14 protein-coding genes and 3 pseudogenes are annotated in these 21,780 nt (G+C 61.2%); 10 read left to right on the top strand and 7 right to left on the bottom strand.

Annotation, left to right across the window (positions count from 1 at the left end; genetic code table 11):
- Nucleotides 1-105: 105 nt before the first annotated feature.
- From G7044_RS10150 to G7044_RS10140, 3 genes are read left to right on the top strand one after another with little or no spacing between them, the layout of a single operon-like run.
- Nucleotides 106-1,071 (top strand): SpvB/TcaC N-terminal domain-containing protein, encoded by a 966-nt coding sequence (locus G7044_RS10150; RefSeq protein ID WP_166328552.1) that lies wholly within the window; start codon nucleotides 106-108, stop codon nucleotides 1,069-1,071.
- A gap of 40 nt (nucleotides 1,072-1,111) precedes the next feature.
- Nucleotides 1,112-1,576, top strand: coding sequence for an FG-GAP repeat domain-containing protein (locus G7044_RS10145; RefSeq protein WP_166328550.1), 465 nt, complete (start codon nucleotides 1,112-1,114; stop codon nucleotides 1,574-1,576).
- The gene (locus tag G7044_RS10140; RefSeq protein WP_166328548.1) at nucleotides 1,573-2,856 is read left to right on the top strand and encodes a toxin TcdB middle/C-terminal domain-containing protein; all 1,284 of its coding nucleotides are present in this window, start codon (nucleotides 1,573-1,575) and stop codon (nucleotides 2,854-2,856) included. The genes G7044_RS10145 and G7044_RS10140 overlap by 4 nt, the downstream gene beginning before the upstream one ends.
- A 171-nt stretch (nucleotides 2,857-3,027) precedes the next feature.
- Here the strand turns inward: G7044_RS10140 and nadC are convergent, their stop codons facing one another.
- The 4 genes from nadC to G7044_RS10120 form a co-directional block, all read right to left on the bottom strand.
- On the bottom strand, nucleotides 3,028-3,930 hold the full coding sequence (nadC, locus tag G7044_RS10135; RefSeq protein WP_235931246.1) for a carboxylating nicotinate-nucleotide diphosphorylase: 903 nt from the start codon (nucleotides 3,928-3,930) through the stop codon (nucleotides 3,028-3,030).
- 1 nt (nucleotide 3,931) lies between these two features.
- A complete protein-coding gene (locus G7044_RS10130; RefSeq protein WP_166328546.1) occupies nucleotides 3,932-5,476 on the bottom strand; it encodes an L-aspartate oxidase in 1,545 nt (514 codons plus the stop codon).
- A complete protein-coding gene (nadA, locus tag G7044_RS10125) occupies nucleotides 5,473-6,444 on the bottom strand; it encodes a quinolinate synthase NadA (RefSeq protein ID WP_166328543.1) in 972 nt (323 codons plus the stop codon). Before nadA ends, G7044_RS10130 begins: the two co-directional genes overlap by 4 nt.
- Before the next feature lie 62 nt (nucleotides 6,445-6,506).
- Nucleotides 6,507-7,412 (bottom strand): NUDIX hydrolase, encoded by a 906-nt coding sequence (locus G7044_RS10120; protein ID WP_166328541.1) that lies wholly within the window; start codon nucleotides 7,410-7,412, stop codon nucleotides 6,507-6,509.
- Between the two features lie 611 nt (nucleotides 7,413-8,023).
- On the opposite strand from G7044_RS10120, the gene G7044_RS10115 reads away from it, so the two are divergent.
- From G7044_RS10115 to G7044_RS10070, 7 genes and pseudogenes are all read left to right on the top strand, one after another.
- Nucleotides 8,024-8,878: a calcium-binding protein gene (locus G7044_RS10115; RefSeq protein ID WP_166328539.1), complete on the top strand. Its 855-nt coding sequence runs from the start codon at nucleotides 8,024-8,026 to the stop codon at nucleotides 8,876-8,878.
- Nucleotides 8,879-8,890: 12 nt separating this feature from the next.
- Nucleotides 8,891-9,055 (top strand): annotated as a pseudogene (locus tag G7044_RS18235) (calcium-binding protein); the annotation flags it as partial.
- Nucleotides 9,056-9,307: 252 nt separating this feature from the next.
- Nucleotides 9,308-12,151 carry a Hint domain-containing protein gene (locus G7044_RS17880; protein ID WP_407947401.1) on the top strand — a complete coding sequence of 948 codons (2,844 nt, stop codon included), beginning with the start codon at nucleotides 9,308-9,310 and terminating at the stop codon, nucleotides 12,149-12,151.
- A 408-nt stretch (nucleotides 12,152-12,559) separates the two neighbouring features.
- Nucleotides 12,560-13,308 (top strand): annotated as a pseudogene (locus G7044_RS10085) (IS3 family transposase); the annotation flags it as partial.
- A gap of 82 nt (nucleotides 13,309-13,390) precedes the next feature.
- A pseudogene (locus tag G7044_RS10080) lies at nucleotides 13,391-14,527 on the top strand (IS3 family transposase).
- Nucleotides 14,528-15,392: 865 nt separating this feature from the next.
- The gene (locus G7044_RS10075) at nucleotides 15,393-15,719 is read left to right on the top strand and encodes a hypothetical protein (RefSeq protein WP_166328537.1); all 327 of its coding nucleotides are present in this window, start codon (nucleotides 15,393-15,395) and stop codon (nucleotides 15,717-15,719) included.
- 122 nt (nucleotides 15,720-15,841) lie between these two features.
- Nucleotides 15,842-17,026, top strand: coding sequence for a helix-turn-helix domain-containing protein (locus G7044_RS10070; RefSeq protein WP_166328535.1), 1,185 nt, complete (start codon nucleotides 15,842-15,844; stop codon nucleotides 17,024-17,026).
- A 546-nt stretch (nucleotides 17,027-17,572) separates the two neighbouring features.
- On the opposite strand, the gene G7044_RS10065 is transcribed toward G7044_RS10070, so the two are convergent.
- The 3 genes from G7044_RS10065 to G7044_RS10055 all read right to left on the bottom strand — a co-directional run bounded on the left by G7044_RS10065 (nucleotide 17,573) and on the right by G7044_RS10055 (nucleotide 21,488).
- Complete coding sequence (locus tag G7044_RS10065; RefSeq protein ID WP_166328533.1) at nucleotides 17,573-18,805, bottom strand: NAD(P)/FAD-dependent oxidoreductase; 1,233 nt, start codon at nucleotides 18,803-18,805, stop codon at nucleotides 17,573-17,575.
- A gap of 55 nt (nucleotides 18,806-18,860) precedes the next feature.
- Nucleotides 18,861-20,921, bottom strand: a complete 2,061-nt coding sequence (locus G7044_RS10060) for a catalase (protein WP_166328531.1) — start codon at nucleotides 20,919-20,921, stop codon at nucleotides 18,861-18,863.
- Nucleotides 20,922-21,080: 159 nt separating this feature from the next.
- Entirely contained in the window at nucleotides 21,081-21,488 is a 408-nt protein-coding gene (locus G7044_RS10055; protein WP_166328529.1) for a pyridoxamine 5'-phosphate oxidase family protein, read from the bottom strand.
- Nucleotides 21,489-21,780: the final 292 nt, after the last annotated feature.

Here is a 21,780-nt window from a genome sequence, read left to right as displayed (position 1 = left end):
TGGTAACCAGACGGCCCAGACAGACCGACCTGCACCGGAAAATGGAAGCCAGAAACCGCTATTGCCGTCGATCGCCCCGCCCAAGGGAGGGGCGCGTTCCGAGGTGTGGCCGCGAAGTTCTCGACCAATCCGGCGACAGGCAGCGGATCGGTGCAGATCACCTTGCCAGTCAGTCCGGGTCGGGCGGGCTTTGCGCCGTCGCTGGCGCTCAGCTACGATTCCGCCAGCGGCAACGGCCTGTTCGGATTTGGCTGGTCGCTGTCCCTGCCCCGGATCGCGCGCCGCACCGCCAAGGGTGTGCCGCTTTACGACGATAGCGATGTCTTCGTTCTCAGCGGGGCCGAAGATCTGGTGCCGGTCCTTGACCCCGATGATTGCCCGGTTGAGCCAGACCTGCACCCCGATTTCATCATCCAACGCTATATGCCGCGGGTCCGCTATGGCAATGTGACCTCTGCCCTGATCGATCCCGACCTGTCCCGTGCCGAGTGGTTGTTCGAAGTCGTCCTCGACTATGACGACCACCTGAGCGGCGCGCACAGCCATGAAGGGCGTGGCAGCGCCTGCGCCAGCGCGGTTCCGGCGCGGGACTGGCCGGTCCGGCCTGACCCCTTTTCGGATTGCCGCGCGGGGTACGAATTGCGGACCCAACGGCGCTGCAAGCGGGTACTGATGTTTCACAGCTTTCAGGAACTCGGCCCCGGCCCCTATCTGGTCGCCAGCACCGATTTCGACTATCGCGATGGCGAAGAACACGGAAGCGGTCCCGCCGGATCCTTCCTGATGGCCGTGTCGCAATCGGGCTATATCCGCCAGCCCGACGGCAGCTATCACAGCGAAAGCCTGCCCCCGACCGAATTCGGCTATAGCCGCGCGCATCTGTCAGACGAGGCAGGGACGCTGGATTCCGCCAGTCTGGAAAACCTGCCTGCGGGTTTGGGCGCGAATATTCATTGGGTCGATCTGGACGGCGACGGGCTGCCCGGAATGCTGCTGCGCACGACCGGCGCGTGGCTTTACAAGCCGAATCTGGGCGGGGGGGGCGTTCGGACCGGCGCGAATCCTGCTTAAACAACCCTAGACCGCTGCGGCGACGGGATCTGAACGGTTCATGGACCTGTCAGGGGACGGCGACCTTGATCTGGTGACGCTGGAAGCGCCGCTACCCGGATTTTACGAACGTGGGGGCCGCGACTGGCGCGGCTTTCGCACCATTCCCGCCCTGCCACGCATTGATTGGGCCGATCCCGCGCTGCGTTTCGTCGACCTGACGGGGGACGGTCTTGCCGACCTGCTGGTCACGCGGGACGACGGCTTCGACATCTGGCCGTCGCGCGGCGAAGAGGGCTTTGCCCCCGCGCGCGTCGTCCGGCACAGCGGCAAGGACCGGCCAGAGGTCGCCTTTACCAAAGACGCGAACGAGTTGTACCTGGCCGACATGACCGGCGACGGCCTGACGGATCTGGTCCGCATCCGGAACGGCGAGGTCAGCTATTGGCCAAGCCTCGGTCATGGGCGTTTCGGCCCGCGCGTCACCTGCGCTCGGTTCCGCCGGTCAGCCAGCTTGACCATGTGACGACCGCCGACCTGTTCGGCAATGGCACGGCCTGCATGGTCTGGTCGACGCCGCTGCCGGGCGGCGCTTTTGGCCCCCTGCGCTATATCGACCTGATGGGCGGGGAAAAGCCGCATCTGCTGACATTCTCGACCAACAATCTTGGCGTCGAAACCAGGGTTCACTATGCCCCCTCGACCCGCTTTTACAGCGCCGACCGCGCTGCCGGGCAGCCATGGCTGGGCCATTTGCCCTTCCCCGTCCATGTGGTCGAGCGGATCGAGACCCGCGACCACGTCTCTCAGAACCGTTTCGTCACGCGATACAGCTATCGTCACGGCTGTTTCGACGGCATCGAGCGCGAGTTTCGGGGCTTTGCCCGCGTCGATCAGATCGACACGCAGGAATTTGCCGCGCTGTCCGGCGGCGATCCGGCGCTGAACTGCGAAAGCTATTCGCATGTCCCCGAAGTGCTGACGCGCATCTTCTACCACACCGGCCTTTCGCTGCGGGGCGACCTGTCGCAGGAGTTCTTTCACGAGGACGGGCCATGCGCCGCGCATCTGCCGGGCGCCGATCTTCCCGCGCGCCTGTCGCCAGACGAATTGCGGCAAGCCCATCGTGCCCTGAAAGGCGCGCTTTTGCGGCAAGAGGTCTATGCGCTTGACGGCGGCGCGCGTTCGGAAATCCCCTATGCGGTAACGGAACGCTGCCACGCGGTACGGCTGCTGCAACGGCAGGGACCGAACCCCTATGCGGCCTTTCTGACGCTGCCGTCAGAGGAGTTGCAGATCCATTATGACCGCGCGACGGTCTGGGCGAAAGGCGGGGTCATCGCGCCGGACGATCCCGACAGTTGCGAAAGGCTGGACCCCCGCATCGCCCACAGCATCGCGCTGGAAACCGACCGCTTCGGCAATCGGTTAAAGGCGGTCAGCATCGGATATGGTCGCCGCCACACCGACCCCGGATCAGGCCTACTTCAACCAGTCGATGCCAGAAACGGCAGCGGCATAACCGAGGCGGAAAGCCACTTAGAAAACGCCCGATACCTGTTCAGATCCCCCGAACCACCTCTCATCACGCTGACACGGGACATCCACGAAAGCGACCTTGACGCGCATGCGCGCAGCCCCGTCCGAGCACGCATCACGACCTGCTTTTCTATCCCGGTCAGGGGCTGCGTGATTTCGACCCGGCCAGCTGCGCGGAAGGGGTCAAAACCGTCACCTGCATCGGCGACGCCGCATGGCCGGGATACTATCACGGAGCCATTACGCTGGATGAGCCCCGCCCCCTGACGGGCGAAGACCTTCACCAGATCGGTGTGCTGGCGTTCCAGCCGAACGTGGGACAGATCGGAAATGCCTGGATCGTCTACGGCTATGCGGCACCGGCAGCGACGTCGATGTGAGTGCGGGGAGACCGGCGCTGCGCGCGGACCGGTCCCTTCGTCCCGGCCGGTCCGAAACCTAGGCGACCGAAACGAAATCCAGTCCGATATCCAGCACCGGCGCGCTGTGGGTAATCCAGCCGACTGAAATCAGATCAACGCCGCTGGCCGCGATCCGGGCGGCGGTTTCGGGGGTGATATTGCCCGAGGCCTCGGTCACGGCGCGGCCAGCGACGATCGTCACCGCTTCGTGCAGTGTCTCGGGGGACATGTTGTCCAGCAGCACGACGTCGACGCCGGTCGCCATCGCCTCGCGCAGCTGGTCGAGGTTATCGACCTCGACCTCGATCTTGACCATGTGGCCGACGCCGGCGCGGGCGCGCGTGATCGCCTCGCGGATGCTGCCCGTGATGGCGACGTGGTTGTCCTTGATCAGCACCGCATCCGCCAGCGAGAAGCGGTGATTGACGCCGCCGCCCGCCCGGACAGCGTATTTTTCCAGCGCGCGCAGCCCCGGCGTGGTCTTGCGTGTACAGGCGACGCGGGCGCGGGTGCCGCTGATCGCGTCGGCGATGCGCGCGGTGACGCTGGCGATGCCCGACAGGTGGCACAGGATGTTCAGCGCGGTCCGTTCCGCCGTCAGCAGGCTGCGCGACGGGCCTTCGATGGTGGCGATCCGGTCGCCCGGCGCAACACGGTCGCCGTCCCGCACATGGGGGGTAAAGACGCAGGCGGGATCGACAAGCGCAAAAGCCAGTTCTGCCGCGTCCAGCCCGGCAATCACCCCATGTTGGCGTGTCTGCGCCGTGACGATGGAGCGGTGATCGGCGGGAACGACGGTCATTGACGTCAGATCGCCCGCCAGCCCCAGATCTTCAGCCAGCGCGGCGCGGATGACCGGTCCGATCATCAGGCGCGGCAGGGGTGCCATGCGGGCCTGCTGGACTGGATCGTGCTGGGTTGAATGCAGGGCAAGGGTCATCTCAGGCGCTCCGGGCGATGGGTTGGGTCACGGCGCTGTCACGCGCGGCGACAAGGATCTGCGGCAGGGTCATGTGGCGACGCGTTGCTTGCGGCCACGCCTCGGGGAAGTCGGTGCGGGCATGTGCGCCACGGGATTCGTCGCGCAGGCGGGCGAAGACGGCAATGGCAAGCGCGACAAGCGCGGGATCGGCCAGCCTGTCATCCGACTGGGCCAGCGGCAGCAGTTGCGCAATGGCCGCATCCAGCCCCGCCGCATCGCGCAACACCCCGAGATGCTGCGAGGTGATCGCGCGAATTACTTCGGCATCTGCCTCGGACCGACCCGGCGGCACATCCATCGTGTCCGCGTCGGGCAAGGCCATACGCAACGGAGGCGCGGCTTGGTCCGCGATATCGCGCGCGGCCTCCAGACCCATCGCCGCGGCCTCCAGCAGGGAATTGCTGGCCAGCCGGTTTGCCCCGTGCAGCCCGGTCGAGGCGCATTCCCCCACCGCCCAAAGCCCGGCCAGACTGCTGCGGCCGCGCGCATCGGTGGCGATGCCGCCCATGTGGTAATGCACAGCCGGGCGGACCGGGATCAGATCGCGCGACGGGTCGATGCCATCTGCAGCACAAAGCCGAAAGATGCCGGGGAAACGGGCGGCGAAGCGGTCGCCAAGTGCGGCGCGCGCATCCAGAAAGACCCGCCGACCCTCGGCGATCTGGGCATGAATGGCGCGCGCGACCAGATCGCGCGGGGCCAGCTCCGCCCCCGGCACGTCCAACATGAAGCGTTGCCCCAGATCGTTCAGCAGCAGCGCGCCTTCACCGCGCACCGCCTCGCTGATCAGCGATAGCGGGCGTCGGGCCGTTGCAAGCGCAGTGGGATGGAACTGCACGAATTCCATATCGGCCAGCTCGGCACCCGCGCACGCCGCCATGGCAATGCCCGCGCCGCAATTCCCCGTCGGGTTGGTGGAGGCGTCATAAAGCCCACCAATGCCGCCCGTCGCCAGCACCACGGACGAGGCCGCCAGATGCTGGATGCGCCCCTGCCGGCGGATGACCACACCGCCGACCCGGTTGCCTGCGGTCAGCAGACGCAGCGCTTCGGCATGTTCAAGAACGGTGATAGCGGCGCAGTTGCGCACCGCGCCCGACAGCGCATCGGTGATGGCCGCGCCAGTCCCGTCGCCACGTGTATGCAGGATACGCTTGCGCGAATGCGCGGCTTCCAGCCCAAAGGACGGCGCGCCGGTTTCGTCAACATCAAAGCGCAACCCGTGCCGGGCCAGCATCGCGATCACATCCGGTGCGCTTTCAAGGATCCTCTCTGCCATGCCGGCATCGCACAGCCCCGCACCGGCGGCCAGCGTATCGGCCAGATGCAGACCCGTATCGTCATCCGGGCCAAGCGCGGCGGCGATTCCGCCCTGAGCCCGCGCGGTCGCGCTTTCCTGCCCAAGCCCGGCGCGCGTCAGCAGCAGCACCGGGCGGGGCGCCAGTGCAAGCGCCGTGACCAGCCCGGCGATGCCGCTGCCGATGATGACGACGGGATCGGTCATACCGCCAGCATCCTTTCGACCGCACGGCGTGCGGGTTCGATGATGGCCGGATCGACCGTGACCTCGTGGCGGTTCTGTTCCAGCGCCTCGCGGATATTCGACAGGCTGATCCGCTTCATATGCGGGCACAGGTTGCAGGGGCGGATGAATTCGACATCCGGGTGATCGACCGCCACATTGTCGCTCATCGAGCATTCGGTCAGCAGGACCACCCGGCCCGGCTTCTGCTGCCCGACATAATCCGACATCACGGCGGTCGAGCCGGAAAAGTCAGCCTCGGCCACCACGTCGGGCGGGCATTCGGGATGGGCCAGAATCTGAACGCCGGGCCAGCTTGCCCGCAGCTCGCGCACGTCTTCGGCGGTGAACAGCTCATGCACCTCGCAATGGCCATGCCATGCGATCAGTTCGACATCGGTTTCCTTGGCGACATTCTTGGCCAGATATTCGTCGGGCAGCATCAGCACCCGCGGCACGCCCAGCGATTCCACCACCGCCCGCGCGTTGCCCGAGGTGCAGCAGATATCCGAGGCCGCCTTGACCGCCGCCGAGGTGTTCACATAGGTCACCACCGGCACGCCGGGATGGGCCTGACGCAGCAAGGCGATATCTTCGGGCGTGATCGAATCCGCCAGTGAACAGCCCGCCCCCATATCCGGGATCAGCACGGTTTTTTCGGGGTTCAGCAGCTTCGCCGTCTCGGCCATGAAATGCACGCCGGCAAGCACGATCACATCGGCTTCAACCTCGACCGCCTTGCGGGCCAGCGCCAGGCTGTCGCCGACGATATCGGCCACGCCATGAAAGATCTCGGGCGTCTGATAGTTATGGGCGAGGATCACCGCGTTGCGTTCACGCTTCAGCCGCAGGATCGCGTCGATATCGTCTTCGTAAAGCATCCAGTCCGGCGCCGGAATGACCTTGCGGACGGGTTCGTAAAGCTGCGGGAAACGTAGCTGCGTGTTCATGTGACCTCCTTTATACTCGATTCGAGTATATGAAGGCTATTTATTCTCTGATTGAGATTATGTCAATCGCGCGCTATCGGCAGCCGCGACCCGGCAAGGGCCCGCGCCTCCAGGATGCTGCGCCGATAACGGAACAGCTTGGCGGGTCGGCCGCGGGTTTCGCTTGTGATCTCACCGGTTTCCTCGATCAGTTCCTGCTGATCGACCTGACGGCGGAAGTTCGGCTTGTGCAGGCGAAGACCCGCCAATGCCTCGACCGTCTGCTGAAGGCCAAGCAGGGTAAAGCTGTTCGGCATCAATTCGAACACCACCGGGTGATACTTGATCTTGGCCCGCAGCCGGGCGATTCCCGTGGCCAGAATGCGCCGGTGATCGCCCGCCATGGCACGCCCAAAGCCGGGACCACGCAGCCGCCCGCATTCGGCGACAAGGCAGGCTTCATACATCAGCTCATAGCGTTGCAGGGCCAGATCCTCGTTCCAACCGGGACCGACCCGCCCGAAGGCATGATCAATCCGGTGGCGTCTTGAGGCGTGCTGTTCGCTGTCGCTGCTGGCCCATTCATCCAGACCTTCAATGATCGCGTCCAACACGGGGGGACGCCGGTCCCGGTGATCCTCCCAAGGAAAGTATTCGTACCAGCCCAGCCACTGCGGCCGGTCCGAACCCAAAGCTGACTGCTCGCGCACCAGCCCAAGGTAACTGATGGATATGCGCCGCGTATTCGGGTCCGACGACGGTTCGCGATCGCGGTCTGCGAAGGTATAGAGCTGTTCCAGATAGCCTGCCGGGTGCCCGGTCTTGTTTTCGATCCAGGCACGCAGCCCGGCCTGAAGGCTGTGATGGTCGGATTCGAATGATCCCGACGGCAACGCATCACCCAGCCGCACCGTCATCACGCGCGGCTCCTCATCCGTGACGGCAACCAGAACGGCAATCAGTTCGGCATGCGCAAGTGTCGATACCAATTCACTACCCCAGTTGGTCCGGTCAATCTGACTGTTATCCCAAGGTGTGAGGTAGTTCCACAGATCGCCGACCCAAGCATGCCCGGTGCGGTCACGGCCCGCTGGAAATCTTCGACAGCCCGGATGACGCCCAGATCAAGTTGGCTGTCTGGCAACCGGACTACGCTCGGCCAGACCGGATTCAGCGCGCACATCCCAAGCGCGCATCATGTCTGAGCAGCTTCTGGGCGCCACGCCTGACACGTTTCCGCCACAGTACGAATTCGAAATGTTACGCGTTAACATTTATCAGCAGCACACCGAACCATCCAGTATGTTATGGCGTTCTTGTAGACGTCGTAGAATCGATCCGGTGCGGTCTGAATCCTAGCTACGCGTCGTGTTGTGATGCCCTTGGCAAACGACACGACTGCAGGTGCTCAGAACCCTATCTGCGTTCGGTGTCCCCGACCTATTTGACAACGTGAACCGGGGCAGAAGCGAGTCGTCAAGTTCTGTAGAATATCGGCCGGTATGCGCCTGCGTCGCATCCATACCTGGTCGAGGCACGCGGCAACGCCTGCACACAGAATCCTGATCTTGCGGCCAGTGGAATGAGTGAAGGATGGACTATGGCAACATTTACCGGCGGCACCGGCAATGACACGTATCCCGGCACCGCGACCGCAGATACGGTCTCGGGCGGTTTCGGCAACGACACTCTCGCTGGAGGCGGTGGTGCCGATGTCATCTATGGCGAGGCCTCACTCAATGCCAGGGCGAATGCGGGAACGGAAAGCGGCACCGCTGCGACGTTGACGGTTACCAACAACACGACCGACACGATCTATATTTACCGCGTCCTGACTGGCTCCGGCGGGATCACCGTCACCAAGCTGGCCCCAATCCTGCCAGGTCAGACCTACAGCGCCAGCACCCCGTTGAACGCGAGCCGCATTATCGGCAACGCCGATGGGACCGAGTTTTACCAGATTGTCAAAACGCCCGGCACTGCGGCCTCGGCCCAGACGATCAATACGGCCAATGATTCTATCACCGGCGGTGCTGGAAACGACTCTCTCTATGGTCAGGTTGGCGCAGACTATATCGATGCCGGGGCCGACAATGATTATGTCGAAGGTGGTACCGGCAAAGACACGATCCTTGGGCAGGCGGGCGCCGATCAGATCAATGCGGGTGACGGAGACGATTCTGTCCGGGGTGGCAATGATGCGGATGTCATCGGTGGCGGTGCGGGCGCCGATACCCTGCGGGGCGAACAAGGCGCCGACATCATCCGGGGCGGGTCTGGCAACGACGTTGTCTCGGGCGGAACTGAAAATGACGAGATCTATGGCGACGGCGGTGACGACAGCCTGACCGGCGATGCCGGGGCCGATACGCTTTTCGGCAGTCTCGGCACGGATACGATTGACGGCGGCGCCGATGCCGACGTCATTTCGGGCGATGCGGGCAATGACAGCTAGCGGGGTGGGGCTGGCGCGGACGTCATCTCTGGTGGCGGCAACGATGATATCATCGACGGCGGCACCGAAAACGACAGCCTGATGGGCAACAGCGGCGACGATTCCATCTTGGGCGGTGATGGCCTGGACACGCTTGAAGGCGGCATCGGTGACGACACGCTGAACGGTGGCAGCGGCGCAGACACGATCTATGGCAACAATTTAAGCGGTGTCACCGACGCAGACACGGTGATTACGCCCGGTACGGTCACAACATCCAGCGGCGTCACTGTTACCCCGCCTGGTGGAGGTACCCCGCAAGCGCCGCAGCAGTGGCAAACGGTGACCGTTGACGGGAATCCCTATGTCATCACGACCACCTCCGCAACAAACGGGTATGTTGGCGTCTTCCGGCTGAACGATGACGGGACGTTGACAAAGACCGATCAGATGACCCGGGTCGTCAACGATGTGGTGGTGCAGTCTTCGGGAAGCAATCCCATCACGGTTCCGGCCGGCACCATTAATGCCTTCGGAAGCGCGCAGAGCGCCGTTGAAGTCGTCGATATCAACGGCACCACGACGTTTTTTGTCACGTCGCAGAACGGAACGGGCGTCACTGCCTGGGAACTCAGCGCTGACGGCACAATGAGCCTGAAGGGCGCAATCGACTATGGCCAGAGCGGTGGCATCAATGGCGGGCTTACCGTCGCTCATGAGATCTATCCGGCCCCAGATGGCAGTGGCAACTATTACCTTTATGCGAGCCGCGGAGAGACCGACCAGATCACGCGACTTGTCTATGATCCGGCCACCGGGAACATAACGGAAGACACGTCATTCGCAGCGGTTCCGACGGGAGACTATCCCTCTGGAATGGAGGCCGTCAGCGTTGACGGCACGGACTATCTGACTGTCGCGGTCAATAATGGCGTCGAAATCTATGAAATCGATTCAACGACGGGTGCTCTGACGCTCGTCAACAGCGTGACCGGCACACAACAGTCTGGCTTATTCTACGGCGACGCAGATGTTTATACCAAGCCGGACGGCACGGTATATCTTACGGTTTCGAACCTTAGCGCCGAGGAGGTCCTTCTTTATGAACTGGGGCCGGGCGGCACGCTGACGCCGACGGATTCTCTTGTTGGGCAGGGTGACTTCCATGCCAATCACAGCGAGGTCAGCTATATCAATGGCGAGCCCGTCATTGTCGTCCCGGACATCGCGAATGGCGTTACACGCCTTTACACGATCAGTGACGAAGGAAACTTTGTCCTTGAGGCAGAAGTTTCCGGCATCGCCGAACTCAGCAAGCCTGCGATTATTGTTCAGTCCGAAGACGGAACCTATTTCCTTGTCGACCCCAGCACGGGCACGACCGTCAAACTGGATCTCGTCACCGGCCCCGGCGCCGACAATGATGTGATCGACGGCGGCGACGGCGCAGACGTCATCTATGCTCAGCAGGGCAACGATACGGTCGACGGCAACCTGGGCGACGACACAATCGAAGGCGGCGAAGGCAACGACGTGCTCGATGGTGGCGTTGGCGATGACGTCATCGATGCCGGCGCGGGCGACGACACGATACAGGGCGGTGTCCGCAGCATCGTCAACCCTGATACTTCTGACGACACGATCATTGGCGGTGATGGCGATGACGTCATCGACGCCAATATCGGCGACGATTCGGTAAGCGGTGATGACGGTGCAGATCTCATCATGGCTGGCGCCGGTGTGGACACGGTTGACGGCGGCGAAGGCAACGACACGATCTGGGGCATGGGTGGCGACTATTCCGACAGCCTCTCGGGCGATTCACTGTCGGGGGACGCCGGAAACGATATTATCGTGGGCGACTATGCCGAGATCGTTTTCCCTGACGGCACGGCAATTGGCGAAAATGTCGATGTCGGCTTGCCCGTAGCCCTGGCTTCGACAGTCGATTCTGCGAGCAACATTGCCGCGAACAGTCTTGGCTGGGTGCTGGACAACTATTCCAGTTATACCGTTGATTTCTACTACGTAGAGCCCGACGGAACGCTAACGAAAATTGCGGGATTAGAGCCGGACGATTCTACATATTTCAACTCGACCTATGCCGAGTCCGCTTCGATTGTTGCCGTTAACGCCGAAACAGGCGCGTTGATCGAGCAATTCAATATCCCGGACAACTTCACGACCGCCTTCTCCTACACGCCGAACGGCGGAGGAAATGATACGCTTGATGGTGGGGCCGGCGATGACACGCTGGATGGCGGAGAGGGTCGCGACTATCTGTCAGGCGGCGATGGTGCAGATGTTGACACCGGCGGCGAAGGCTTCGACACCTTCGTGGCTGGCGACGGCGACACCATCACGGATTTCAACACCGCAACCGGCCAGAACTTCGACAACGGCGATATCGCTGCGGGCACGGGTCAGGACGATAACGACTTCGTTGACCTCAGCGGTTATTACAACGAATCCAACCTGGCTGTTTATAACGCCTGGGCGAAAGACAACAATCAGGACACCTATGGCAACCCGCTGGGCTGGATGCGCGCCGATCAGGACGGCGACGGCATTCTGAACCACATGGACAGCCTGACTGGCCTTCCCAGCTTCACCATGACAATCCAGAACGGTGGTACTGCGGTCGCCGGGGATCACCTGACCTGGGACAATACCAACGTCCTGTGCTTCGGCGCGGATGCGCTGATCGGAACCGCATCTGGTGAGGTGCCGGCCGGCGATCTGGAAGTGGGCGACATGGTGCAGACCCGAGACGCGGGAATTCAGGCGATCCGCTGGATTGGCAAACGGACCCTCGACAGCGCGACACTGGAGGCAAACCCGAATCTGCGCCCGATCCGGATTCGTCAGGGTGCGCTGGGTTCAGGACTGCCGCGGGCCGATCTGATCGTTTCGCCGCAGCACCGGATGCTGGTGCGTTCGAAGATCGCGCTGAAGATGTTCGGCGCGACCGAGGTCCTGGTCGCCGCCAAGCAGCTTCTCCAGATCGAGGGGATCGACATCGCCGGTGATCTGGATCGCGTGACTTATGTCCACTTCCTCATGGACGCGCATCAGATCGTTCTTGCGAATGGCGCCGAGGCAGAGTCGCTTTTCACCGGCACAGAGGCATTGAAATCGGTCGGGCGCGCCGCTCAGGCCGAGATCTTTGCAATCTTCCCCGAACTGGCTGCGCCAGATCACAATCCGGTCGCAGCGCGCGAATTGACCTCTGGCCGCCTGGGTCGCAAATTGGCGATGCGCCACGCGCAAAACGGGAAGCCGCTGGTCAGCTAAGGTCTCCGCTCGGGACTTTATCGCTGCGTTCAGGACCCGCCAGCGGCACGAGGCGGGCGCAAAACTGAACCGCTCCGGGACGACCGGAGCGGTTCGAAAAGCCTCTAACCGCTGGGGAAGGTGGTAACCGGGCCGGTAGGCGCTGATCCAAAGCGCCTTATGTCCATTTGGCAGCCGCCTTCACGCGTCTCACCGGGCGCATGCCCTCAGACCAGTGAGTCCGCGGTGATCGAGTCCCAAAGCCTGACCAGGAAGTTGTGTTCTTCCATGACGGAGTTCCAGATCACGATCTGGCTTTGCCGTGTTTCATAGCTGCCGCCTTCGCGCCGCTCTCCGCGTCGATAGACGACATTGATCCTCCCCCTTTGAAGTGGTCCGCCGTTATGGTTAGGAAACGGAGGATCAAGAATGGCAAACAAGCGACCAAAACCGGAAGAAATTGTGTCGAAACTTCGGCAGGTTGAGGTTCTGATGGGGCAAGGGATGTCCCGTCTGGACGCGATCAGGAAGATCGGGTTTGTTGAACAGACCTATTACCGCTGGCGCAAGCAGTATGGTGGCATGGGTGTGGATCAGCTTAAGGATCTGAAGCGACTGCAGCAGGAGAATGATCGGCTTCGACCTGCGGTGTCTGACCTGACGCTGGACAAGCTTATCCTGACGGAGGCCGCGCGGGGAAACTTCTGAGCCCCGCTCGCCGCCGGGCCTGCATCGCTCATGTCCGCGGTGAGCTGGGCGTTTCCGAACGCCGCGCCTGTCAGGTGCTGGGCCAACATCGATCGACCCAACGCAAGCGATTGCAGGGCCGGGCTGACGAAGACCGTCTGGTTGCGGATATGATCGAGCTGGCTCGGCAATATGGGCGCTATGGCTATCGCCGGATCGCGGCTTTGCTGCGCAATGCAGGCTGGCTGTTGAATGACAAGCGCGTCGAGCGGCTATGGCGACGGGAGGGGCTGAAAGTGCCGGTCAAGCAACCAAAGAGGGGGCGGCTGTGGCTGAACGACGGGTCCTGTGTCCGGCTGCGACCGGAATACCGCGACCATGTCTGGTCCTACGACTTCGTCCATTGCCGGACCGATGATGGCAAGGCGTTCAGGACGCTGAACATCCTTGATGAACGCAGCCGTGAATGCCTGACGATCAGGGTCCGGAGAGGTGGTTCGGGGGATCTGAACAGGCCGGATAGGTGGATTTTCTGCGCAACGGCGGGATGATGCCGCGAGCGAGGAGAAGACCATGGCAATACGACCGCGCCGGAATCACAGCCCGGCTTTCAAGGCAAAGGTCGCGGTAGCCGCGATCAAGGGCGAGAAGACCCTGATCGAGCTGTCGCAGGATTTCGACGTGCATCCGAACCAGATCAAGCAATGGCGCGATCAGCTTCTGGAAGGCGCGACCGGAGTTTTCGGCGAGACCGCGAAAGCGGATCCCGAACCTGCCATCGACGTGAAGACCTTGCATGCGAAGATCGACGAGTTGACGTTGGAGAACGATTTTTTATCGGTCGCGCTCGGCAAGGCCGGTCTGTTGCCGAGCGCAAAAAGATGATCGATCCTGCTGCGAAACTCAGTGTCGGCCGCCAGGCCAATGTGCTGGGGATCAGCCGAAGCGCGGTCTATTACAAGCCGCGCCCGGTGCCGGACAGTGACCTGAAGCTGATGCACCGGATCGACCGGCTGCATATGGAATTCCCCTTCGCGGGCAGCCGCATGCTGCGCGGCCTGCTGGTTTAGGAGGGCTTCACGGTCGGGCGGCTGCATGTCGCCACGCTGATGAAGCGGATGGGCATCGAGGCGCTTTACCGCAAGCCCAACACCTCGAAACCGGCGCCGGGGCACAAGATCTATCCTTATCTGCTGCGCAACCTGCCCATCACCCGGCCAAATCAGGCCTGGGCGATGGACATCACCTACATCCCCATGGCCCGGGGCTTCATTTACCTCGCGGCCGTGGTCGACTGGTTCAGCCGGCGTGTTTTGGCATGGCGGGTGTCGATCACGCTGGAGGCGGATTTCTGCATCGAGGCCGTCGAGGAAGCCTTGGCCCGATACGGCACGCCCGAGATCTTCAACACCGACCAGGGCAGCCAGTTCACCTCGACCGGGTTCATCAAGGTGCTGGCCGCCCACGGCATCAGGATCAGCAAGGGCGCATGGCGCATGGCGCGACAATGTCTTCGTCGAGCGCCTCTGGCGGACGATCAAATACGAGGAGGTCTATCTGCACGGCTATGTCAGCGTCCCCGAGGCCCGCGCCGGGATCGGTCGATATCTGACCTTCTACAACGGTCGGCGCCCGCATTCATCGCTTGACGGGATGACCCCGGATCAAGCCTACTTCAACCAGTCGATGCCGGAAACGGCAGCGGCATAACCGAGGCGGAAAGCCACTTAGAAAACGCCCGATACCTGTTCAGATCCCCCGAACCACCTCTATTTCTTCCGGTTTTGGTCGCTTGTTTGCCATTCTTGATCCTCCGTTTCCTAACCATAACGGCGGACCACTTCAAAGGGGAGGATCAGTCTCTTCAAACGTTGATGTGGCGTTGATGTAAAGTGCGGATGGGAATGCGCGACTGCTTTGTCACCATCCAAGCGTTTGATATCTTTATAGATTTTGGTTGCGGGGGCTCGATTTGGACACTGTTTCGCAAAGATGACGTCTTTACGAGCAATAAGTTTCCGACGCTAATTATTATTTTATATTTTATTTCAATAGCTTGTTAGGCTCGCGCCCACTGCAGTGGGTAGATGCTTATTATCTCGACAATCGAACTTTACCGGTAGGTTCAAGACCCTAGCCTAAAGCCCTACCGGTCGCTCGCAGGTGCCGCAACGCTGCAGCGCGGCTTATCTGAGCCGCCCTTCCGCTTTATCTACGAAGAGGCGGGTCGAACGACTTCAGGCGATGCGGACACAGCCACATTTCGCCGGTTCCGCGCCAAAGGAAGCACCCTACGTTTCTAGACGGTGGCGACAAGCAGCTTGGGCGGGAAGCGGTCGTTCACTGCGCTTCGCACGAATGACTGCTAAGAGCAGAAGTTGGCAACTCTTTGTGGCGGCTTGAACGCAACCGTCGCGCTTTTCGAACGAGGTATCTATTCATAGCCAGTAGCGGCACCACTTTGTGCCCAGTCAAACCGGCGATTAGGTGTGCCCGAGGTTTGGCCGAGTTGAAACCTTCATCCGTTCCGTTCATTAGGATGATATGGGCTACTGTAGCAGTGAGCGCTTTACCCATGGAAGAACCGGATTTCATAGTCGATTACGACGTCAAAGCACCGCCGCCTTTGGACCCGCATATTGCCAATGTCTGGCTTCGTGCGACGTCCAACCGTTTTGTGGATGGATACGAATTGGAGGTTTCAGCCTCTTTCGGAGAGGAAATGATTCCACTCGAAGGTGACGATTTTTCCCTGTCGGTTTCATTTGCCATCAAGAAGGCTTCCATTGGTCTGCAATTCATCAACTGCCAGCCTGACTCTATTTTCGAAAGATCGAGCGACACGTATGCCAGAGAGAAATCGACCGAAAACGGCGAGGTTTTGGCATCTGTGCGGAAGTAGAGGCGGGCGCATCGACAAGTGTGCCTGTTCCAGACGTCCAAGGCACGGGCAAGATTGACGCCAGCTATGGCGGCGAGTCTTCTACTACCGAAACCCGAAGGCGGACGCGTCGATGGAAGCAGATGGGACCGCAGACCATTGTGGTGGAGGATGCTGGTCGCATTCTAGAAGGACAGCTAGTCGATAGAGAGAAAGGGTGGTTCGTTAAGCCGAACCCGTCCTGTGATGCTTCAGCGGTGGTTGCGACACTCACGACGCGTGCCGAATGGATCCAATTCGGTCGGGTTGACGATGTCGAACCAAGCGGCGGAATCGGAAAGCGAGCCGCCCGGTTCCTGAAAGGTAAGAAGTCACGCGACAAGGACCTGTTCGGGCTTTTACTCCGGACCCTCGCGACACGGGGGCTGCAGAACGCTTTGAGCCGGGATGCGGCGCTGGCGGTCTATCTCCACGTATTACGCAAGCCTGTTGCCCTCGATGGGCCAAGTGATACACGCCCTATGGCGGTTCCCGCGGGGTCTCCACTTCGCTCAATCGGCGTAGATTCAACAGTAATCGACAATTTCCTTAATACAGACAGCCAAGGGCGCGTCGCGGTGTTGAAGCAGGTGGGCGCGCCCTCAGAAGAGTTACAGAGGATCCTTAGCGATAACGGTGGTCAAAGTCCGCGCTCCGAACGCCTCTTCATCGCTGGCACCGCCCCGCCATCAGCTCTTGCATCGCTCGAATTTACAATGTCCCATGACGCTGTTCCCGCATCGCATTGGGACGCTGCGAACAAAAATCGAAGTCGCACCGACTTGGTGGCGCTGGGGTTGATCGAGGTCCGCGACGGTAAAGTTCACTCGCTTGTACCTGACAATGCATCTGCCGAAGACACGCTCCGGCACGCAGCCATGAAAGCTCCTACGCTACAATCCACAAGGGAAATCCTACTCGAAGACCCGCACCAGACCGGTGTCGAAATCGGCGACGAAATCGGCGCGCGTTTCAGCCGGAAATATAATAGCGAAGCTTCGAAGCTGCGGGTGGGGAACGCCTTGCGTAGGTGGGCAATATGGCTTGAGCCTCACCTTGTCGATCCGACAAACGCCAAAGGCGCGGCCCGGTTGCGTATTTCCGCGAAGTCCGAACGCCCGGGTATCGGCGCGCCAAGCTTCGCGACGCCTGAGAATATCCGGAAAGCACAGGCGGCACTGGATCAAGGGATGCGTGCCAAAGACGTCGCAAAGCTGATCGGCGTGTCACGCGCAACGATCTACGGATGGTCCAAGCAAGGGCTCGTCTCAATCCCCAAAGCCAGATGAAGGCTGAACTACCGCGCAAAATAATGCGCCCAGCTTATGCGAGATAGTCGCGTCTTGGTGTAGCAATCAGACCCCGGTTGGGTGCAGTCAGTTAAAGCGTCTGGACTTACGGCCAAATTCACTGGTCAGCCACTGCACTTAGCACCAGCGGAGCTATGGGGCAGGACCGGTCATCCGCTACGCTCGGCCCAAAGGTCGGCTCAGGGCCGTGGTCGCGGTCTCCATTTCAGTTCGATCGATACCTCAGTGCATCGACGATCAGCCTGAACACGGGAAAGTTCTGGCGGCGGGTCGGGTATTACAGGAGATAGCCGTCGAAGAAGGACGACCAGTCGCCCAGCACCAGTTGAAGCGCACCCGAGACCACATGAGTGTCTGCAAGGCTGGGGCAAAGAACCTGTGGGCCGTCGAAGATGCCGGTCGATATAAGCGTGGAAGATTAAGTAGCCTCGGAACCGCCCGGTTTCGCTGGTGGTAAGGCCGAAATATGCGGCTGATCCATATGCGCTTTGTCTGGCCTGGCTGCACTGCCCAGCGGCGCGGCCCCTACCTTAGCCGGAAAAGCCCAGCGTCCGGATCCTTTTCGCCAGCAATGCCAGCCGTCACAATCTGCGCCGCGATCATTGAGAAGGTGATCCCGTTTCCGCCGAAACCCATCGCCGCCCAGACCCGGTCATGAGCCTTGACCCGATCGATGATCGGCAGCCCGTCATCGGTCACGCTGAAGGGCGCGGACCAGGCAAATTCCGCCGGGCCGACGCCGAGCCCTGTCAGCTTTTCCAGCTTTGCGATGATGGTCTTGGATTTGCGGGCCAGCAGCTTCGTATCGCTGTTTCGCTCTAATGCCTCCTCATCCTCGCCGCCCGCGATGATCCGCCCCGAGGGATCGCTGCGGAAATAGAGGTATGGATCGGACGCTTCCCATACAATCGTATCCTTCAGCCAGACTGGCATATTCTTTATCTTGCCTGTCGCAAGCGCCCAGGTCGATGTGACGTGATGCGATTTCGTCTGCATCTGGGGCAGGAATTCGTAGCCTGTGCAGAAAACCGCGTGATCCGCTGTCAGCACACGGCCGTCACTGGTGGCGAGCGCTACGCCGCCCGGAAGTTCCGCCATATCAGTGACCTCGACCGGCGCGGCAATCAGCGCGCCGCGCTTGCGGCAGGCGCGCAGCAATCCCGCCGTCAACTGCGCAGGGTTCGCGCTTGCGGAATCCGGCGACAGGATCGCGGCTGCGCGCGACATACCATAGTCGGCCTTGAGGGTCGCGCGGTCGATAAGTTCGGCCCTGATCCCGATCTTGCGTCTGGCCGCGGCCTCGTCTGCAAGATCGTCAGCGTCCATCTGATTGCCCGCGAGATATAAGGCGGGCTTGCGCTGCATCTGGCAGTTGATCGTCAGCCTTTCGGCCAACTCGACCAGATCGTTGACGGCGGCAACGGACCGACGCCATGCGGCATTCGCCGCACGCGCGCCGCGCTGCGCCTGAAGTTTTGTCAGCGGCACGTCGATTTCATGCTGGATCATGGCGGTCGAGGCCGGGGTTGATCCGCTGACCGGCGCGCGACGATCAAGGATAAGCACCTTACGGCCCTGTCGCGTCAACGCCTCGGCCATCAGCGCGCCGCTAATACCGGCGCCAACGACGATCACCTCAAAACGATCACGGCCCGGATCGGCGCGGTGAGGCACGGAAATGCCGGAAGAGGTCAGCCAGTAGGGCTTGCCGGTGCGCAGATCATCCTTGCGCGTTTCGGCGTCCTTGCCGTTTGTCATATTCGTTCATCCAGAGAAAAGAAAATGGGCCGCCTGATCCGGCGGCCCATATGACTCAGGCCAGATCGCGGACCTTCGGCTCTCGGTCCCAATAGCGTTTGCTTGCAGCGGCCACGAAATCCTCGTTCTTGACGACGCCCTCATCGGCTTCGATGTGGCAGTGATCCAGCAAAGCCTTGGACCCCGGACAATGGCCGATGGCTTTCAGATGGGCATAAGCGTCGCTGACCCAGGCCATTGCGGCGGCGTCTTTTTTCAGCTTTTCAACCTGTTCAGGCATCAACACCATCGCAACCGCGTCAAAGATGACCGAGGGGCTGCCGGCAAGCTGACCATCAGCGGCAAGCTTGCCGCCCTTGACCTTCATTTCACCCACCTTCGGCGCGACCAGCATGACGCTGCCGCCCTGCGCCTCGACATCGGATTTCAGCTTGTCGATGGTCGCCTTGTCCGAGCCTTCGGCGAACAGAATGCCGATCTTGCGACCTTCCAGCGTGTCTTTCCAGTTCTTCTGGATCGACAGCGCGTCCGAGGGCGCAAGCTCGACCGGTTCGCGGAAGGGCTTCGCCGCCTTGGGCAGGTCGATCCCCAGCCCGTCGGCCACACGCTGGCCAAGGTCGGCGTGGATATTCTGGATTACCGACAGCACGCGGTCTCGCACATGCGGCAGGCTGACCTTGGACAGTTCGAACGTGATCGCGCTGGCGATATGGGCGCGTTCATTATCGGTCTGGCTTAGCCAGAACTGGCGCGGCTGGCTGTAATGGTCGCCAAACGTCTCGTCCCGCTTGCGCAGCTTTTCCGAAGGCTCATTGCCCAGTTCGGTATTGTCTTCATAAGTGTGAAACACCGTGCCGGTTTCGCGCGGCCCGGGATCCTCGCCTGCCTCATCAAGGCTGTTGGGTTCGTAATTCGCCCGGCCCTTGGGGATCATCGTCTGCATCATGCCGTCGCGCTGCATGTTCGCAAAGGGGCATTTCGGCGCGTTAACCGGGATCTGGTGGAAGTTGGTGGTGCCCAGCCGGGATTTCTGGGTGTCGAGATAGCTGAACAGCCGCCCCTGCAGCAGCGGGTCGTTGGTGAAGTCGATCCCCGGCACCACGTTGGACGGCAGGAAGGCGGATTGTTCCGTCTCGGCAAAGAAGTTGTCCGGCCAGCGGTCCAGCACCATGCGGCCGATGACGCGCAGGGGGGCGTCTTCCTCGGGGACGATCTTGGTCGCGTCCAGAACCGAATAGGGCAGGCTTTCGGCCAGTTCGTCGCTGATGACCTGAATGGCGAGCTCCCATTCCGGGTAATCGCCTGCCTCGATTGCCTCGAACAGGTCGCGGCGGTGGAAGTCGTTGTCCGCGCCCTGCAGCTTGGCGCTTTCGTCCCAGACCAGCGACTGAACGCCCAGCTTTGGCGTCCAGTGGAACTTGACGAATGTCGATTTGCCATCGGCGTTGACCAGCCGGAACGTGTGCACGCCAAAGCCCTGCATCATCCGCAGACTGCGCGGGATCGCGCGATCCGACATGGCCCAGATCATGGTGTTCATCGTTTCGGGCATCAGCGAGATGAAGTCCCAGAAGGTGTCATGCGCAGACGCCGCCTGCGGATAGCCGCGATCGGCCTCCATCTTCACGGAATGGATCAGGTCAGGGAACTTGATCGCATCCTGAATGAAAAACACCGGGATGTTGTTGCCAACCAGATCCCAGTTGCCTTCGTCAGTGTAAAACTTGACCGCAAAGCCCCGCACATCGCGCGGCGTGTCAACACTGCCAGCCCCGCCCGCGACGGTCGAGAAGCGGGTGAATACCGGCGTGCGCTTGCCCTTTTCGGCAAACAGGCTGGCAATGGACAGATCCGGGATCGGGTCGGTGCATTCGAAATAGCCATGCGCCGCGCTGCCACGCGCGTGGACGATGCGTTCCGGGATCCGTTCGTGGTCGAAATGAAAGATCTTCTCGCGCAGAACGAAGTCTTCCAGCAATGTCGGGCCGTTCGCCCCCGCCTTCAGGCTGTTCTGATTGTCCGACACTGGAACGCCGTGATTGGTGGTCAGCCGCTGGTCGTCGCCCGCGCGCTGATGCATTTCGCCTGCATTTCCTGTCTGGGTTTTCTTGTCCATGGTCGGTCTCCGTTAGCTGGAATGTCTGATCGCGGCTTCTGCCGCACGTTCTGGCTAGAGTTCTGTCACTCGACACAAGAGAGGCCGACGCATCTGCCGCCCAGATGGACAGACAGGCGCGTCGGCTGTTTTACCACTGGTCGTCCTAAGGCCACCGCCTCACAATTCAACGACACCATCACCCGGCTTGCCCCAGCACTCCGCGCGGCTGGCGGCCACTTCGATCAAAGTCAGGCCGGGCGTGTCGATCCCCTGTTCGAACCACTGATCGAGTTCATCGGTCCAATGCTTCTTGAACAGTTCCTTGTCATCCTGATGAAGTTTCGACTTCCCGGACAGCACTATCCAGGTATCCTTGCCCTGAAACGTCAGCTCGGTCGCCGGGTTTTCCCCGATTTCGTCAACCTTGCGCGTGTCGCCTTTGCTGAAAAACCAGTTGCTGCCATCCCATTCAACCTGAGAATTATTCGACATCGGACGCGACGACACGCCCCCGCCCTTGGCAACGGTGGACATGAAGCACAGGTCCATGTCGCGCATCGCCTCAACAACCGTTTTCTTGTCCATGAATATCTCCTCCCATGATTTAGACAGTCCGATATCTTAAGACGTTCTCGCGTTGCCCGGCGCGCAACCAAGATCAATCCTTATTAAGACCCTGCCTTTCATCGGATATAAACGAAACCGAGCATTGCGGGTTCCGCCAGAACAGCCTTTGACTTGGTTGTTCAGTTATGCCCTCCCGGCACCCCCCGCCCGAGGGCCGGGCACGTCCACACAAGGCGAAACTCAACAACTGGGCAAGAAAATTGCAAGGTTCAAAACCAACTCCGTTCCGTGCCAACCGCGTCGGTGAGGT

Origin of the sequence: Paracoccus xiamenensis (assembly GCF_011308835.1) — a bacterium.
GTDB lineage: Bacteria > Pseudomonadota > Alphaproteobacteria > Rhodobacterales > Rhodobacteraceae > Paracoccus > Paracoccus xiamenensis.
Note: the sequence above shows the minus strand (reverse complement) of the source record. Positions and strands in the feature narration are given on the sequence as shown.